Annotated in this window: 11 protein-coding genes; 9 read left to right on the forward strand and 2 right to left on the reverse strand. The window is 71.8% G+C overall.

Features of this window, described 5'->3' with window-relative positions; translation table 11 throughout:
* Window positions 1-16 precede the first annotated feature (16 nt).
* On the forward strand, window positions 17-1,900 hold the full coding sequence (locus FVP77_RS00960) for a glycoside hydrolase family 3 protein (RefSeq protein ID WP_147894381.1): 1,884 nt from the start codon (window positions 17-19) through the stop codon (window positions 1,898-1,900).
* Complete coding sequence (locus tag FVP77_RS00965; protein ID WP_147892843.1) at window positions 1,900-3,039, forward strand: LacI family DNA-binding transcriptional regulator; 1,140 nt, start codon at window positions 1,900-1,902, stop codon at window positions 3,037-3,039. Before FVP77_RS00960 ends, FVP77_RS00965 begins: the two co-directional genes overlap by 1 nt.
* 84 nt (window positions 3,040-3,123) lie before the next feature.
* Here FVP77_RS00965 and FVP77_RS00970 read toward each other — a convergent pair whose 3' ends face one another.
* Entirely contained in the window at window positions 3,124-4,662 is a 1,539-nt protein-coding gene (locus FVP77_RS00970; RefSeq protein WP_246133923.1) for a PucR family transcriptional regulator, read from the reverse strand.
* A gap of 147 nt (window positions 4,663-4,809) precedes the next feature.
* Between FVP77_RS00970 and gabT the strand changes: the two genes are divergently transcribed.
* The 5 genes from gabT (at window position 4,810) to FVP77_RS00995 (ending at window position 11,449) form a co-directional block, all read left to right on the forward strand.
* A complete protein-coding gene (gene gabT / locus FVP77_RS00975) occupies window positions 4,810-6,162 on the forward strand; it encodes a 4-aminobutyrate--2-oxoglutarate transaminase (RefSeq protein WP_147892845.1) in 1,353 nt (450 codons plus the stop codon).
* A 61-nt stretch (window positions 6,163-6,223) separates the two neighbouring features.
* Entirely contained in the window at window positions 6,224-7,627 is a 1,404-nt protein-coding gene (locus FVP77_RS00980) for a flavin monoamine oxidase family protein (protein WP_147892846.1), read from the forward strand.
* A complete protein-coding gene (locus tag FVP77_RS00985) occupies window positions 7,624-8,511 on the forward strand; it encodes a universal stress protein (RefSeq protein WP_147892847.1) in 888 nt (295 codons plus the stop codon). The genes FVP77_RS00980 and FVP77_RS00985 overlap by 4 nt, the downstream gene beginning before the upstream one ends.
* Window positions 8,508-10,091 carry an APC family permease gene (locus tag FVP77_RS00990; RefSeq protein WP_147892848.1) on the forward strand — a complete coding sequence of 528 codons (1,584 nt, stop codon included), beginning with the start codon at window positions 8,508-8,510 and terminating at the stop codon, window positions 10,089-10,091. Before FVP77_RS00985 ends, FVP77_RS00990 begins: the two co-directional genes overlap by 4 nt.
* On the forward strand, window positions 10,088-11,449 hold the full coding sequence (locus FVP77_RS00995; RefSeq protein ID WP_147892849.1) for an NAD-dependent succinate-semialdehyde dehydrogenase: 1,362 nt from the start codon (window positions 10,088-10,090) through the stop codon (window positions 11,447-11,449). The genes FVP77_RS00990 and FVP77_RS00995 overlap by 4 nt, the downstream gene beginning before the upstream one ends.
* Before the next feature lie 104 nt (window positions 11,450-11,553).
* On the opposite strand, the gene FVP77_RS01000 is transcribed toward FVP77_RS00995, so the two are convergent.
* On the reverse strand, window positions 11,554-12,342 hold the full coding sequence (locus FVP77_RS01000; protein ID WP_147892850.1) for an IclR family transcriptional regulator: 789 nt from the start codon (window positions 12,340-12,342) through the stop codon (window positions 11,554-11,556).
* Window positions 12,343-12,506: 164 nt separating this feature from the next.
* On the opposite strand from FVP77_RS01000, the gene FVP77_RS01005 reads away from it, so the two are divergent.
* Window positions 12,507-14,000 (forward strand): mannitol dehydrogenase family protein, encoded by a 1,494-nt coding sequence (locus tag FVP77_RS01005; RefSeq protein WP_147892851.1) that lies wholly within the window; start codon window positions 12,507-12,509, stop codon window positions 13,998-14,000.
* The gene (locus FVP77_RS01010) at window positions 13,997-15,001 is read left to right on the forward strand and encodes an L-idonate 5-dehydrogenase (RefSeq protein ID WP_147892852.1); all 1,005 of its coding nucleotides are present in this window, start codon (window positions 13,997-13,999) and stop codon (window positions 14,999-15,001) included. Before FVP77_RS01005 ends, FVP77_RS01010 begins: the two co-directional genes overlap by 4 nt.
* The last annotated feature ends 28 nt before the right edge of the window (window positions 15,002-15,029 follow it).

The raw sequence follows: 15,029 nt of genomic DNA on the forward strand, positions 1-15,029 counted from the left end.
GGTCGGAAAGGACCCGATGACTCCCGCCTCCTTCCTCCACGCCCCCGACGGCACGCGCTTCCGCGATCTCAACGGCAACGGTGTGATGGACCCATACGAAGACCCGCGCCTGGGCGTCGAGGAGCGCACCGCCGACCTCCTCGGGCGGCTCAGCCTCGAAGAGAAGTGCGGTCTGCTCTTCCAGACCGTCATCGAGGTCGGCGACGAGGGCGAGCTGCTCGAGGCGCCGGGTCGCATCTCGAAGTCGGCGACGACGGAGGTCGTCGTCGGCAAGAACATGACCCACTTCAACGTGCACGCCATCCGCACCGCGCGGCAGGCGGCGGAGTGGAACAACCGGCTGCAGGCCCTCGCCGAGACGACCCCTCACGGCGTCCCCGTGACGATCAGCACCGATCCGCGTCACGCCTTCGTCGAGAACACCGGCGTCGCATTCTCGGCCGGCCCCTTCTCGCAGTGGCCCGAAGGGCTGGGCCTGGCCGCTCTCGACGACGTGGAGACCGTCCGCGAGTTCGCCGAGATCGCCCGCCGCGAGTACCGCGCCGTCGGCATCCGCGCGGCTCTGCACCCTCAGATCGACCTGGCCACCGAGCCGCGCTGGGGGCGGCAGGCGCAGACCTTCGGGCAGGATGCTGCGCGGGTCTCGGAGTTCACCGCGGCCTATCTCGCCGGTTTCCAGGGAGACCGCCTCGGCCCCGACAGCGTGGCATGCACCACGAAGCACTTCCCCGGGGGCGGGCCGCAGCTGGACGGCGAGGACGCGCACTTCCCGTACGGCCGCGAGCAGGTCTACCCCGGCGGCATGTTCGACTACCACCTCGAGCCCTTCCGCGAGGCGATCCGTCGCGGCACCGCGGCGATGATGCCCTACTACGGCATGCCCGTGGGGCTCGAGCGCGACGGGGTGGCGATCGAGGAGGTCGGCTTCGGCTACAACCGCCAGATCATCACCGGCCTCCTGCGCGAGGAGCTGGGCTACGACGGGGTCGTGGTCACCGACTGGGAGCTCGTCAATGACAACCACGTGGGCGATCAGGTGCTGCCGGCGCGCGCGTGGGGGGTCGAGCAGCTGTCGGCGCCCGAGCGCATGGAGAAGATCCTCGACGCCGGTGCCGACCAGTTCGGCGGCGAGGAGTGCGTCGAGATGCTCGTCGACCTCGTGCGCGCGGGGCGCGTGACCGAGGCCCGCGTCGATGCGTCGGCGCGCCGCATCCTGCGGGTGAAGTTCCAGCTCGGGCTGTTCGACGACCCGTACGTCGACGTCGACGAGGCCGAGCGCATCGTCGGCAGCCCCGAGTTCCGCGCCCGCGGCGAGGAGGCCCAGTCCCGATCGCTGACGATCCTCGTCAACGAGGCGCGCGACGACGAGCCGATCCTGCCGCTCCGCCCGGTCTCCACGGTGTACGTCGAGGGGTTCCGCGACGACGACGTGGCAGAGCTCGGCCGCGTCGTGGCCGATCCGACCGACGCCGATGTGGCACTCGTGCGGATCGCCGCACCCTCCGAGCCTCGCGACGACCTCTTCCTCGAGGCGTGGTTCCACCAGGGGTCGCTCGAATTCGCGCCCGGCCTCGTCTACCGGCTGCGCCGGATCGCGGCCGCGTGCCCGCTCGTCCTGGTCGTCACCCTCGATCGCCCGGCGATCCTCACGCCGTTCGTCGGCCACGCGGCCGCGCTCGTCGCCGACTACGGCAGCTCGTCGGCCGCGGTGATCGACGGGCTGACGGGCCGTGTGCCACCGCGCGGGCGCCTGCCGATCGAGATCCCCCGGTCGATGGATGCCGTGCGCCGTTCCCGCGAGGATGTACCGTCGGACACCGGTGACCCCGTCTTCCCCGTCCACTTCGGACTTGATCTGACGGTGTCGCGAGCCCTCGACCTGAAGGAGAACGCCCGCTGATGAGCGATGGGGAGGCGAGCCGCCGGCCGACGGTGTACGACGTGGCCGAGGCTGCTCAGGTCTCCATCGCCTCGGTCTCGTTCGCCTTCCGTCGCCCCGACAAGCTCAGCGACGGAACGCGCCAGCGCGTTCTCGACGCGGCGCGGAGGCTGGGCTACGCCCCGAGTGCGGCGGCGCGCGGGCTCGCGCGCGGCCGCACCGGCACGCTCGGCCTCCACGCGTTCGATCTGCTGCTGGAGCGCGCCGACCCGCTCTCCGAGACGAGGCCGCTCGTGGGGTTGCAGAGCCCTCGCCTCGACACCGACAGCGTGATCGAGTGGGGCGAGACCGACGACGACGTGCTCGCCGACCCGCGGGCATTCCCGCTGTACGTCGACGAGGTGCAGCGCGGCTTCGAGCTCGAGTGCTGGTCGCTCGGGCGACCGGTGATGCTCAGCAGCGGGTCGAGCAGCGACGTCTCGGTCGCCGACACCGCCGGGCGCGTCGACGGCCTCGCGATCTTCCCCTCGCCCCAGACCGCACCGACCCTGGCCCGGTACGCCCCGACGATCCCGATCGTGCTCTTCAGCGTCGCTCCGGCCGACGATCCGCACCACCGGGTGCGTGTCGATAACGCCCGCGGGATGAGCGACCTCGTCGACCACCTCGTCGACGCGCACGGTGTCGACGACGTCGCCTTCGTGGGGCGCCCCGAGGCCTCCGACACCGTCGAACGCTTCGCGGGCCTCGTCGCGGCATCCGAGGCGCGCGGCATCCGTTCCCGTCTCGACCCGGTCGACGCGACCGTCCGCGGCGACGATGAGCTCGTGCCGCAGTTGCGCGCGATGATCGCCGAGGGGCGGATGCCGCGTGCTCTGGTGTGCGCGACCGACCAGCACGCCTTCGCCACGATGGACGCACTGGCGGCCGAGGGCCTGCGCGTGCCCGACGACGTCATCGTGACCGGCTTCGACGGCACGCTCGCCGCCCGCCTCACCGACCCCCCGCTGACCACCGTGCGCCAACCCATGGAGGCCATGGGCCGTGCCGCCGCGCGCATCCTGGCCGGCACAGCCGGGGCAGCTCCCGCAGACGGCCGCCCGTTCGACGTCGTCTTCGCGCCGCGTCTGGTCGTGCGCGCGACCTGCGGCTGCCGCTAGTCCATCCCCCCGCTGAGAGTCCACGACACCCGGAACACGCGAGGGCGTCGTCCGGGTGTCGTGGACTCTCGACGAGTGCCGTCGTCAGCCCTGCGCGACCCGCAGCGCCGCCCACAGCTCCGCGCGTGCCGGGAACGCGGTCAGGTCGGTGTTGAGGGTGCGCTCGACCAGCCCGATCCGCGCGCGCACCGTGTGGCGGTGCACCCCGAGGGCTGTCGCGGTCGCATCCAGTCGCGCGTCGTTCTCGAGCCACGCGCGGGCGGTGGCGACCAGTTCCGTGCCGTGGGCGCGGTCGTGGTCGACGAGGGGCGCGAGAGCGGATGCGGCGACCAGCCGGGCGACGTCGGTGTCGAGGGCGCCGAGGATGCCGGATGCGGCGACGTCGCCGAATCGCGAGACTCCGGCGCCGCCGCGCCGCAGCGCCGACCACGCCTCGTCGTGCCCCTGCGCGAACACCGCGTACGACACGGCGCTCGACAGGCCGACGCGCGCGCCGAAGCGATCGGCGAGCTCGGCGGCGAGGTTCTCGGCCGGCTCTGCCAGCGCGAAGACGAGCCCGTGCGGACCGCGGCCGAAGAGCACCGTTCCCGGCGCCTCGGCCGCGCGTCCTTCCAGCCATTCGGCGGCGGCGTCGGCGGCCGCCGGTGTCGCGTCGGCGATCCCGACGACGACCGGCGCCGAGGGGAGCCCGCCCCACAGCTCCCGTCCGAAGCGCCGCGCGAGCACGACGTCGCCGGCGAGGAGCGCGTGGACCACTCCTCCGCGCAGCAGCGCCCGTGCTCGGGCGACCCCGTCGTTCTGCTCGAGCGCGAGCCCGGCGAGGGCGATGACGGAGGTCACGACCGCGCGCCCCTCGGCGTCGAGCGCGCCGCCGGCGATCGCGATCACGCCGCGGAGGTGCCCGCCGCGGCCGAGGGTCTGCAGCGAGAAGGGCGTCGCGCCGATCTGCAGCGACGAGCCCGCGCGCGCCCCCCGTCGCAGCACCGCCCCGACCTCCGACTCGAGTGCGCGGCGCGTCTCGGCGTCGAGGGCGTCGGTCGGATGCTCGCGGCGCAGCGCCCCCGACGGATCGAAGAGGCCGACCCAGGCATCGAGCTGGCGGGCGAGTTCTGCCAGTGTCGCCGAGAGGCCGTCCGGGCGGAGAGCAGCGAGCGACACGGCCCGCTGCGCCGCGAGCGCCCAGCTGCGGCGGGCGTAGTCGCCGGCGGCGATGGTCTCGGCGTTCGCGCGCGCCACGGCGATGAACGGCGTGCGGTAGGGCACCTCGAACAGCGGCATCCGGTCACGACGACAGGCGGCGAGGAGGAGCGGCGGAATGCCGTCGCGCACGACCTCGGTGCCGAAACCGAGCGCGGCCACACCCCGATCGCGCAGCCGCCGGACGTACCCGTCGTACAGGGCGGCGTCATCGGGGGCGGCGACGAACTGGGTGCCCGTGGTCAGCAGCACGAGTCCCTCCGAGAGGAACGGCGTCGGATCGAGCAGGTCGGTGCTGTGCACCCACTGCACGGGGTGGTCGAGCGCGTCGGGTCCGAGATCGTCCTCGGTCGTCGCGAGGGTCAGGCGCAGATCGGTCCGCGCCAGCAGGGCGCGCACCGTCGGCCGGTCGATCGCTCGGTCCACAGGTCCTCCTCGACGGCGCTTCTTCACCAGCGCTTCTTCACCAGTGCTTCTTCGACACCGCCTCTTCGACAGTGCGTACACAACGACGCTGACGAATGTACACGGAGGCGATTCAGCGGTGCGCGGCCCGGTCCGTAGCATCCGACCATGAGCCTCACCGATCACGCCCCCCTCGTCGGCGGCCCGTCGCTTCCGCAGGAGCGCCGGCTCGTCACCCCCATCCCCGGACCCGCCTCGCAGGAGCTGCTGGCGCGCAAGGCCGCGGCCGTCGCATCCGGGGTCGGGCACACGGTGCCGATCCACGCGGTGGCCGCCGGTGGTGGTGTGGTCGTCGACGCCGACGGCAACTCGCTCATCGACCTCGGTTCCGGCATCGCCGTCACCACGGTCGGCAACGCGCACCCCGCGGTCGTCGCGGCCGTGCAGGCGCAGGTCGCGCAGTTCACCCACACGTGCTTCATGATCTCTCCGTACGAGTCGTACGTGGCCGTGGCCGAGGCGCTCAACCGCCTCACCCCCGGCGACCACGCGAAGAAGAGCGCCCTGTTCAACTCGGGTGCCGAGGCCGTCGAGAACGCGGTGAAGATCGCCCGCAAGGCCACCGGACGCCAGGCCGTCGTCGCCTTCGACCACGCCTACCACGGGCGCACGAACCTCACGATGGCCCTGACGGCGAAGAGCATGCCGTACAAGAGCGGGTTCGGCCCGTTCGCCTCCGAGGTGTACCGCGCACCGATGTCGTACCCGTTCCGCGACGGACTGAGCGGGGCGGATGCGGCGGCCAAGGCCATCTCGCTCATCGAGAAGCAGATCGGCGCCGACAACCTCGCCGCCGTGCTCATCGAGCCCATCCAGGGCGAAGGCGGCTTCATCGTCCCCGCCGACGGATTCCTCCCCGCACTGGTCGACTGGTGCCGCGCGAACGGCGTCGTCTTCATCGCCGACGAGGTGCAGTCGGGATTCGCCCGCACCGGCGCGATGTTCGCCAGCGACCTCTTCGGCATCGTCCCCGACCTCGTCACCACCGCGAAGGGCATCGCCGGCGGTCTCCCGCTCGCGGCGGTCACCGGGCGCACCGAGCTGATGGACGCCGCCCACGCCGGCGGCCTCGGGGGCACCTACGGCGGCAACCCGATCGCCTGCGCCGCCGCGCTCGCCGCCATCCAGGCGTTTGAGGACGAAGACCTCTCGGCCCGGGCGCGCGAGCTCGGCGAGGTTCTCGTCGGGCGACTGCGCAGCATCCAGTCGTCCGATCCGCGCGTCGGCGACGTGCGCGGGCGCGGCGCCATGATCGCCGCGGAGTTCGTCGACCCGGCCACCGGCCAGCCCGACGCCGCACTCGCCGGGGCGGTGGCGAAGGCGTGCATCGCGGAGGGCGTGATCGTGCTCACCTGCGGCACGTACGGCAACGTGATCCGCTTCCTCCCGCCCCTGTCGATCCCCGACCATCTGCTCGGCGAGGGCCTCGACGTCGTCGCGGCCGCCCTCGCCGCCGCATAGCAGGACCCATGCCCGGGGCAGCGCCCCGACCGACACCGTTCAGCGAAGAAAGGCAGACCCCATGACCGAGATCACCAGAGACGTCGTCATCGTCGGCGCGGGGGCCGCGGGCCTGACCGCCGCGAACGAGCTGCGCAAGGCCGGGCTGTCGGTCGCCGTGCTCGAGGCGCGCGACCGTGTCGGCGGGCGGCTGTGGACCGACGTCATCGACGGCGCGATGCTCGAGCTCGGCGGGCAGTGGGTCTCGCCCGACCAGGACGCCCTCATCGAGACCGTCGCCGACCTCGGGCTCGAGACCTTCAGCCGCTACCGCGAAGGGGAGAGCGTCTACGTCGGCCCCGACGGGGTCGCCCACCGCTTCACGGGAGAGATGTTCCCGGTCAGCGCCGACACCGAGCGCACCATCGCCGAGATCACCGAGCGCCTCGACGCGATGGTCGCGGAGATCGACCCCGATCGGCCGTGGGCGCACGAGAAGGCCGCCGAGTGGGACGCCGTGTCGTGGGACGCCTGGCTGCGTGCGCAGACCGACGACGACGAGGCGGTGCGCAACCTGGCGTTCGCGACCGGCTCGGCCATGCTGACCAAGCCCACGCACTCGTTCTCTCTGCTGGCGTCGCTGCTCATGGCGGCATCGGCCGGCTCGTACTCCCACCTCGTCGACGCCGACTTCATCCTCGACAAGCGGGTCGTCGGCGGGCTTCAGCAGGTGCCGCTCCTCCTCGCGGAGCGACTGGGCGACGACGTCTTCCTGGGGCAGCCGGTCCGCACCCTGGAGTGGGACGCTTCGACGAGCTCAGCGACCGGGGGAGGCGTCACCGCCGTCGCCGACGGTATGACCGTGCGGGCCCGCCACGCGATCCTGGCGCTCGCGCCGGTGCTCTACCCGCGCATCTCGTTCGTCCCTCCGCTCCCGCGTCTGCAGCACCAGATGCACCAGCACCTCTCGATGGGGTTCGTCATCAAGGTGCACGCGGTGTACGAGACGCCGTTCTGGCGCGACAAGGGCCTGTCGGGCACCGCGTTCAGCCCGTACGAGCTGTCGCACGAGGCCTACGACAACAGCAACCATGGCGATGAGCGCGGCACACTGGTCGGCTTCGTCTCCGACCGCACCGCCGACGACCTGTTCCGCCTCTCCGCGGAGGAGCGCAAGGAGCGCATCCTCGAATCGCTCTCGCACTATTACGGCGAAGAGGCGAAGAGCCCGGTGGTCTACTACGAGAGCGACTGGGGCACCGAGGAGTGGACCCGCGGGGCCTACGCCGCGAGCTTCGACATCGGCGGACTCGCCCGCTACGGCGAATACCTGCGCGAGCCGGTCGGTCCGATCCACTTCGCGTGCAGCGACATCGCCGGCCCCGGCTACCAGCACGTCGACGGGGCGATCCGCATGGGGCGGCACGCCGCATCCGAGATCCTGACCACGCGATCCGAGACCGCCGAGAGCGAGCCGGGCGCATGAGCGGTCCGATCGTCGTCGGCTACACGGCCACCGACGCCGGGGACGACGCCCTCGCCCTCGGCACACGCCTCGCGCGCGCCTCGGGCGCACCGCTCGAGGTCGTGCTCGTCCTCCCCGACGAGTCGCGCAACGCCATCGTGCCGCCCGACGCCGGGTACGTCCGGCACCTGCGCGAGCAGGCGGAGGCGTGGCTGGCGGGAGCGGGCGAGAAGATCGCGGATGCGGCGCGCCACCGCACGCACCTGAGATACGCCGAGTCGTTCGCCGAGGGCCTCATCGCCGCAGCGGACGAGCTCGGTGCCCGTTGCATCGTCGTGGGGGCGGCCAACGGGGGGATCCGGGGCCGGCACCGTCTCGGCAGCGTCGCGAGCGAGCTGTTGCACTCCTCCGACGTGCCGGTCGCGCTGGCCCCGGAGGGGTCGCGGTTGCTGGATCCGGAGACGGCGCTCACCCGCGTCACCACGTTCGTGGGCACCCGACCGGGCGCCGACGTGCTGCTGGAGGAGAGCGTCTCGCTCGCGACGGCGGCATCCGTGCCGCTGCGGCTCATCTCGATCGAGACGATCGACCTGCCCGCCGGACTCGACACCGCCGCGATCCGCGTCGCCGGCTCCGAGCACGCCGACGGCGTGCTGGGCCGGGCCCGGGAAGCACTGCCCGCGGGCCTCGCCGCCGACGCCGTCGTCGCCCGCGGCGAGAGCATCGAAGACGCCGTCGGCGCCGCGGCCTGGGACCCCGGCGAGATCGCCGTCGTCGGATCTTCGCGACTGGCGCAGCCGCGACGCCTGTTCCTCGGTTCCACCGCGGCGAAGATGCTGCACGAGCTGCCCGTGCCGCTCCTCGTCGTGCCCCGTACCCGCGCCACCGAAGGAGATCGACGATGACCGCTCCAGAAGGCACCCCGCTCGCTCCCGCCACCGGCGCCGAGGCCGGCGGCCTCTCCGGCAAGGGGCTCTCGGCCGGGACGGTGGGCCTCATCGGCGCCATCGTGATCGGTATCTCGTGCATCGCGCCGGCCTACACGCTGACCGCGGCGCTCGGTCCGACGGCGTCGGAGGTCGGCGTGCAGGTGCCCGCGATCATCCTCGTGGGCTTCATCCCGATGCTGCTCGTCGCCTTCGGCTACCGCGAGCTGAACAACCGCATGCCCGACTCGGGCACCTCGTTCACGTGGGCCTCGCGCGCGTTCGGGCCGTGGATCGGCTGGATGGCGGGCTGGGGCCTGATCGCGGCGACCGTGATCGTGCTGTCGAACCTCGCCGGCATCGCGGTCGACTTCCTATTCCTCCTCATCGCGCAGATCACCAACAACGCCGAGATCGCCGATATCGCCGCGAACCCCGTGGTCAACGTGATCGTCTGCCTGCTGTTCGTCCTGGGCGCGACCTTCGTCTCGTACCGCGACATGCAGACCACGCAGAAGCTGCAGTACGTGCTCGTCGGGTTCCAGGTGATCGTGCTCGTCGTCTTCGCCGTCGCCGCGATCGTGCACGTCGCGTCCGGCAACGCGTTCGACGCCACCCCGATCGACTGGAGCTGGTTCAACCCGTTCGCGGTGTCGTCGTTCAGCGCCTTCGCCGCGGGGCTCTCGCTGTCGATCTTCATCTTCTGGGGGTGGGACGTCACGCTCACCATGAACGAGGAGACGAAAGACCCCGACAAGACGCCCGGACGCGCGGCGACCATCACCGTCATCACGATCGTGGTGCTCTACCTGCTCCTGTCGATCGCGCTCATCATGTTCGCGGGCGTCGGCACGGGTGAGCTGGGGCTCGGCAACTCCGACATCAGCGACAACGTGTTCTTCCACCTGTCGGGGCCGATCATGGGGCCGCTGGCCTTCCTCGTCTCGCTCGCGGTGCTCACGAGCTCGGCGGCCTCGCTCCAGTCGACCTTCGTCTCTCCCGCCCGCACCCTCCTCGCGATGGGGCACTACGGAGCACTCCCGCCCAAGTTCGCCACGGTCAGCCCACGGTTCTTCACGCCGGGGTACGCCACGATCGCGGCGGCCATCGTCGCATCCGTCTTCTACGCGGTCATGCGCTTCGTATCGGTCAGCGTCTTGACCGACACGATCCTGACGCTCGGCATGATGATCTGCTTCTACTACGGCCTGACGGCTTTCGCGTGCGTCTGGTACTTCCGCAAGCAGTGGTTCGACTCGGTGCGCAACGTCTTCTTCACGTTCCTCTTCCCGCTGGTGGGCGGAGTGATCCTCGCCGTGCTGTTCGTGACGACGCTGATCGACAGCATGGACCCCGAGTACGGCAGCGGCTCGTCGGTCTTCGGCGTCGGGCTCGTGTTCGTGCTGGGCGTGACCATCATCGCTCTCGGCATCGTCATCATGGTGTGGCAGGCGATACGTCGTCCCGCCTTCTTCAAGGGCGAGACGCTCTCGCTCGACGCCCCGCCGAGCGCTCGTCGCCGGCGTCAGACCGCAGCCAACCGATCGGAGAAGCCATGACCGACTACGCCGTCGTGAACCCCGCCACGGGCGAGACCCTCGCCACCTACGACACCTTCGACGACGCGGCCGTCGACGACGCGGTGCGTCGGGCGGATGCTGCGGCTCGCACCTGGGCCGCGACCGCACCCGCCGAGCGCGCGGAGCTGCTGCGCCGCGCCGCTCAGCTGCACCGCGATCGGGCTGACGACCTCGCCGCGATCATCGTCCGGGAGATGGGCAAGGTGCACTCGGCGGCGCTCGAGGAGGTCGGCTTCGCCGCCGACATCACCGAGTACTACGCCGACCAGATCGACCGGATCACCGCCGACCAGCCGATCGACATTCTCGGCGACGGCACCGCGGTCATCCGTCGCTCCCCTCTGGGGGCGCTGCTGGGCATCATGCCGTGGAACTTCCCGTACTACCAGGTGGCCCGCTTCGCCGCGCCGAACCTGGCGATCGGCAACACGATCCTGCTCAAGCACGCGCCCCAGTGCCCCGAGTCGGCTCTTGCGATCGAGGCGATCTACCGCGATGCCGGCTTCCCCGACGGCGCCTACGTCGACCTGCGCATCACGAACGAGCAGGCCGCCGACATCATCGCCGATCCCCGCGTGCACGGCGTCTCGGTCACGGGGTCGGAGCGCGCCGGAGCCGCCGTCGCAGAGGTCGCAGGACGCAACCTCAAGAAGGTCGCGCTCGAGCTCGGCGGATCCGACCCCTTCATCCTGCTGTCGACCGACGACCTCGACGCGGCGGTGGAGGCCGCCGTCGGTGCGCGCCTGGACAACACCGGGCAGTCGTGCAACGGCGCGAAGCGCTTCATCGTCGTCGACGACCTCTACGACGCGTTCCTGGAGAAGTTCACCGCCGAGATGAGCGGCGCGAAGGTCGGAGACCCCGACGCCGACGACACCGTGCTCGGCCCGCTGTCGTCGCTGGTGGCCGCCGAGCGGCTCGCCGAGCAGGTCGACCGCGCCGTCGCGCAGGGCGCCACGCTGGTGACCGGCGGCACGCGCGACGGAGCGTTCTTCGCGCCGACCGTGCTCACCGGCGTCACCCGCGACATGGACGCCTACAGCGAGGAGTTCTTCGGCCCCGTCGGTGCGGTGTACCGCGTCGCCGACGAGGACGCGGCGGTCGAGCTCGCGAACGACACCCCGTTCGGCCTCGGGTCGTACGTGTTCACCACCGACGCCGAGCAGGCCGAGCGCGTGGCCGACCGCCTCGACGCCGGCATGGTCTACGTCAACCTCGTGCTCGCCGATTCGCCCGAGCTGCCGTTCGGCGGCGTCAAGCGCAGCGGTACGTCCCGTGAGCTGGGCCTTCTCGCCGCGGACGAATTCGTGAACAAGAAGCTGATCCGCATCGGCTGAGCGGCCCAGCATCCTGCCCTCCCTCCTGAGGTGCCTCGATCGGGTGCCTCCCGCACTGCGGTGGGCCCGGATCGCGGCACCTCGGCGAACGCGCGGCCTCCCGGTCAGCCGACGGCGACCGGGCGCAGGGGTGCGAGACGGAAGCCGGGGAGGCCCGAAGCGCCGAGGTTCTCGCGCAGCAGGGCGCCGAGCTCGTCGATGCGGTCGGGCGTCATGCGGCTGCTCGGGCCCGTGATGCTCACCGCGATGGGCAGGCCCGACGAGCGGCGCAGGGCGACGGCGACGCAGGAGATGCCCGCTTCGTTCTCCTCCTGCTCGGCGGCGTAGCCGCGCACCCGGGCGAGGGCGACGGCCTCGCGGAAGCGTTCGACGACGGCGTCGTCGGCTCCCGCGCCGTAGGCGTCGAGGCGGTCGTCGGGGGTGTCCTCGGCGGCGACCATCGCCCGGCCGAGCGCGGTGGTCAGGGCGCGCGCCTGACGACCGACGCGCGACCACACGCGCATCGTGCGGTCGGGTTCGACCTTGTCGAGGTAGAGCACGTTCGGAGCCTCGAGGATGCCGAGGTGCACGAGCTCCTGCACGTCGTGCGAGATCGACAGCAGGGTCGGTCGCAGGAGCGCGGGGAGATTCTCCTCGCGCAGGAAGGTGTCGACGAGAACGGCCGGGCGCGATCCGAACCGGTAGCGCTGCGCCGCATCCTGCTCGGCGAAACCGCGGTGCACGAGGGCCTGCAGCATCCGGTGAGCGGAGGGCTTGTTGAGCCCGCTCGCCTCGACGACATCGCGCAGGGCGAGACCGGCGGGGCCGGCCTCGGCGAGCAGCTCCACGAGCGCCAGGGCCTTGTCGACGCTGCCGACGGGAGAGGCGGCAGCGGGGTTCGTTGTCGAGTCCACGGTGTCTCCGATCGTTTGTCATCTTAGGCGGCGCCCGTCGGAGCGGACGGCTCCGGGTTGCGCTGCACCGCCCCGCTGGATAATCTGTTCCGCAGAGCGATCCGATCGGTCCATAATACGGAACGCTTCGAATCTTCCCCACCACCACGAACCGGAGCGCGACGATGCGAGCTCTCTCCCGCGACACCACGCCCGCGGGCGCCCTGATCGGCGCTTGCGCTCCCGACGCCACCGGCATCGTGCACCTCGGACTCGGCAACTTCCACCGGGCTCATGCCGCTGTCTTCACCGCGGAGGCGCTCGCCGTGGAGGGAGGCGACTGGGGCATCGCGGGCTTCGCGAACGCGTCCGACCGGGTCGCCGGCCCGATGCGCGCGCAAGACCACCGGTACTCGATCCTCGAGCTCTCGGGCGAGGGCACCCGCGCCGGCGTCGTCGACGTGCACCGACGCGTGGGGGTCGTCGCCGCGGACCCCGGCGCGTTCGTCGCCTCGCTCGTCGAGCCCGGGCACCGCATCCTCACCCTCACCGTGTCGGAAGTGGGCTACTCGCGCTCGCCGCGCACCGGCGCGCTCGACGTCGACCACGCCGACGTGCGCGCCGACCTCGATGCCCCGCAGAGTCCCCGCACCGCTGTCGGCCTCGTCGCGCGAGGGCTGACGCTGCGAGCCGAGACGGGCGAGCCCTTCACCGTGCTCTCGTGCGACAACCTGCAGTCGGCCGGTCGCGCGACCCGCCAGGTCGTGACCGAGTTCCTGCAGTCGTCCGGTGCGACCGGCGATGTTCTCGACTTCGTCGCGAACCGCGTCTCGTTCCCCAATGCGATGGTCGACCGCATCGTTCCGGGCACCACGCCCCAGACCTCCGACGAGGTCGCCGCGCTCCTGGGCGTCGTCGACCGGGCCCCGGTGCGCGCCGAGAAGTTCTCGATGTGGGTGCTCGAAGACGACTTCGCCGCCGGACGCCCGGCGTGGGATCGGGCCGGGGCGATCATGAGCGACGAGGTCGAGGCGTACGAGCTCGTGAAGCTGCGCCTTCTCAACGGCTCGCACTCGCTCATCGCCTATCTCGGCGGCCTCGACGGCCAGCCGACGATCCCCGACGCGTGGAGCCAGGACTTCGTCCGCGACGCGGTGCTCGCGGGCATCCGCGACGACTACCTCCCGAGCATCCGGCTGCCGCGCGGCTTCGACTCTGCGCCCTACGTCGAGCAGCTGACGCACCGCTGGGGCAACACTGCGCTGGGCGACCGCACCGCGCGCGTCGGCTCCGACGGATCGACGAAGCTGCTGCAGAGGATTCCGGATGCTGCGCTCCACGCGCTCGCGGACGGACGCGTGCCTCACATGCTCGCCCTGACGACGGCCGCGTGGATCGCCGCGGTGTCGGCCCCTCCCGGCTTCGACGCCGGGCCGGTGGCGGCGGAGATGAACGAACCCGCGCGCGAGCGCCTGGCGCAGGCCACGCGTGGCGCCCGCACTGCGCGAGAGCACGCGCGACGTGTGCTCACGGGCGGCTTCCTCCCCGACGCGCTCGTCGCCCACGAGTCTTTCGCCGGTCGCGTCGAGGAACTCGTCGACACGATCGTGCACCACGGAGCGCGCGCAGCCGCGCGCGAAGCGACGGCGGCCTCGGCCGCACGAACGGAGACACGATGAAGGTCCTCGCGATCCACGGCAAGGAAGACCTGCACTGGGAGGACCGCGAGGTCCCCGCGCCCGGGCCCGGCGACGTGCGGCTTCGCGTCCGTTACGTCGGCATCTGCGGATCCGACCTGCACTACCACTTCCACGGCGCGAACGGCGAGTACGCCGTCAAGGAGCCGCTGACTCCGGGCCACGAGTTCTCCGCGGTCGTCGACCTCGACCCCTCGGGTGTGCTCGAGCCCGGCACCCCCGTGACGGTGCACCCCGCGCGGTTCGGGCCCGACCGCCCGGGACTCGAGGAGCGCCCCCACCTTCGTCCGGGCGGCGACTATCTGGGCAGTGCGGCATCGTTCCCCCACCGCCAGGGTGCCGCATCCGAGTTCGTCGTCGTCGAGGCGCCGATGATCCGCGTGCTTCCCGCCGGTCTTCCCCTCGAGCGCGCGGCCCTGGCCGAACCGCTGGCCGTCGCGCTCCACGCGGTGTCTCTCGCCGGGGGAGTGGAGGGTCGTCGCGCGCTCGTGATCGGGGCGGGCCCGATCGGCCTCCTCGTCGTCGCCGCGCTCCGCCGTGCCGGAGCCTCGGACATCGGCGTCGCCGACGTGCGTCCCGAACCCTTGGACCGTGCCGTCGCGCTGGGCGCGTCGGAGCCGAGCCTCGTCGGGCGCGACGAGATCGCCGACGAGTCGTACGACATCGTGTTCGAGTGCTCCGGCGTCGCCTCGGCGCTCACCCAGGCGGTCCGCGCGGTCGGACGGGCCGGGCACATCGTGCAGGTCGGGATGCTGCCGAACGCCGAGATCGCAGTGAACCTCGCGCCGATCCTCGCGAAGGAGGTGACCATCCGCGGCGCCTTCCGGTTCTCGAACGAGATCGACGACGCGATCGCGATGCTGGCGGAGTCGGACGCCCTCGGCCCGGTCATCTCCCACGTCATCCCCGCCGCGGACGCGGTCGAGGCCTTCCGGATCGCTCGGAACTCGTCCGAGTCGGCCAAGGTCCTCCTGCAGCTCTGACCCCTGAACCCACCCCGCATCACCGACG

Source organism: Microbacterium hatanonis (assembly GCF_008017415.1).
Lineage (GTDB): Bacteria > Actinomycetota > Actinomycetes > Actinomycetales > Microbacteriaceae > Microbacterium > Microbacterium hatanonis.

Bases quoted from the DNA above. Each gene is read 5' to 3' on its own strand.
- FVP77_RS00965 (WP_147892843.1), top strand. From the start codon at position 1,900: ATGAGCGATGGGGAGGCGAGCCGCCGGCCGACGGTGTACGACGTGGCC.
- FVP77_RS00985 (WP_147892847.1), top strand. From the start codon at position 7,624: ATGAGCGGTCCGATCGTCGTCGGCTACACGGCCACCGACGCCGGGGAC.
- FVP77_RS01010 (WP_147892852.1), top strand. From the start codon at position 13,997: ATGAAGGTCCTCGCGATCCACGGCAAGGAAGACCTGCACTGGGAGGAC.
- FVP77_RS00990 (WP_147892848.1), top strand. From the start codon at position 8,508: ATGACCGCTCCAGAAGGCACCCCGCTCGCTCCCGCCACCGGCGCCGAG.
- FVP77_RS00980 (WP_147892846.1), top strand. From the start codon at position 6,224: ATGACCGAGATCACCAGAGACGTCGTCATCGTCGGCGCGGGGGCCGCG.
- FVP77_RS01005 (WP_147892851.1), top strand. From the start codon at position 12,507: ATGCGAGCTCTCTCCCGCGACACCACGCCCGCGGGCGCCCTGATCGGC.
- gabT (WP_147892845.1), top strand. From the start codon at position 4,810: ATGAGCCTCACCGATCACGCCCCCCTCGTCGGCGGCCCGTCGCTTCCG.
- FVP77_RS00995 (WP_147892849.1), top strand. From the start codon at position 10,088: ATGACCGACTACGCCGTCGTGAACCCCGCCACGGGCGAGACCCTCGCC.
- FVP77_RS00960 (WP_147894381.1), top strand. From the start codon at position 17: ATGACTCCCGCCTCCTTCCTCCACGCCCCCGACGGCACGCGCTTCCGC.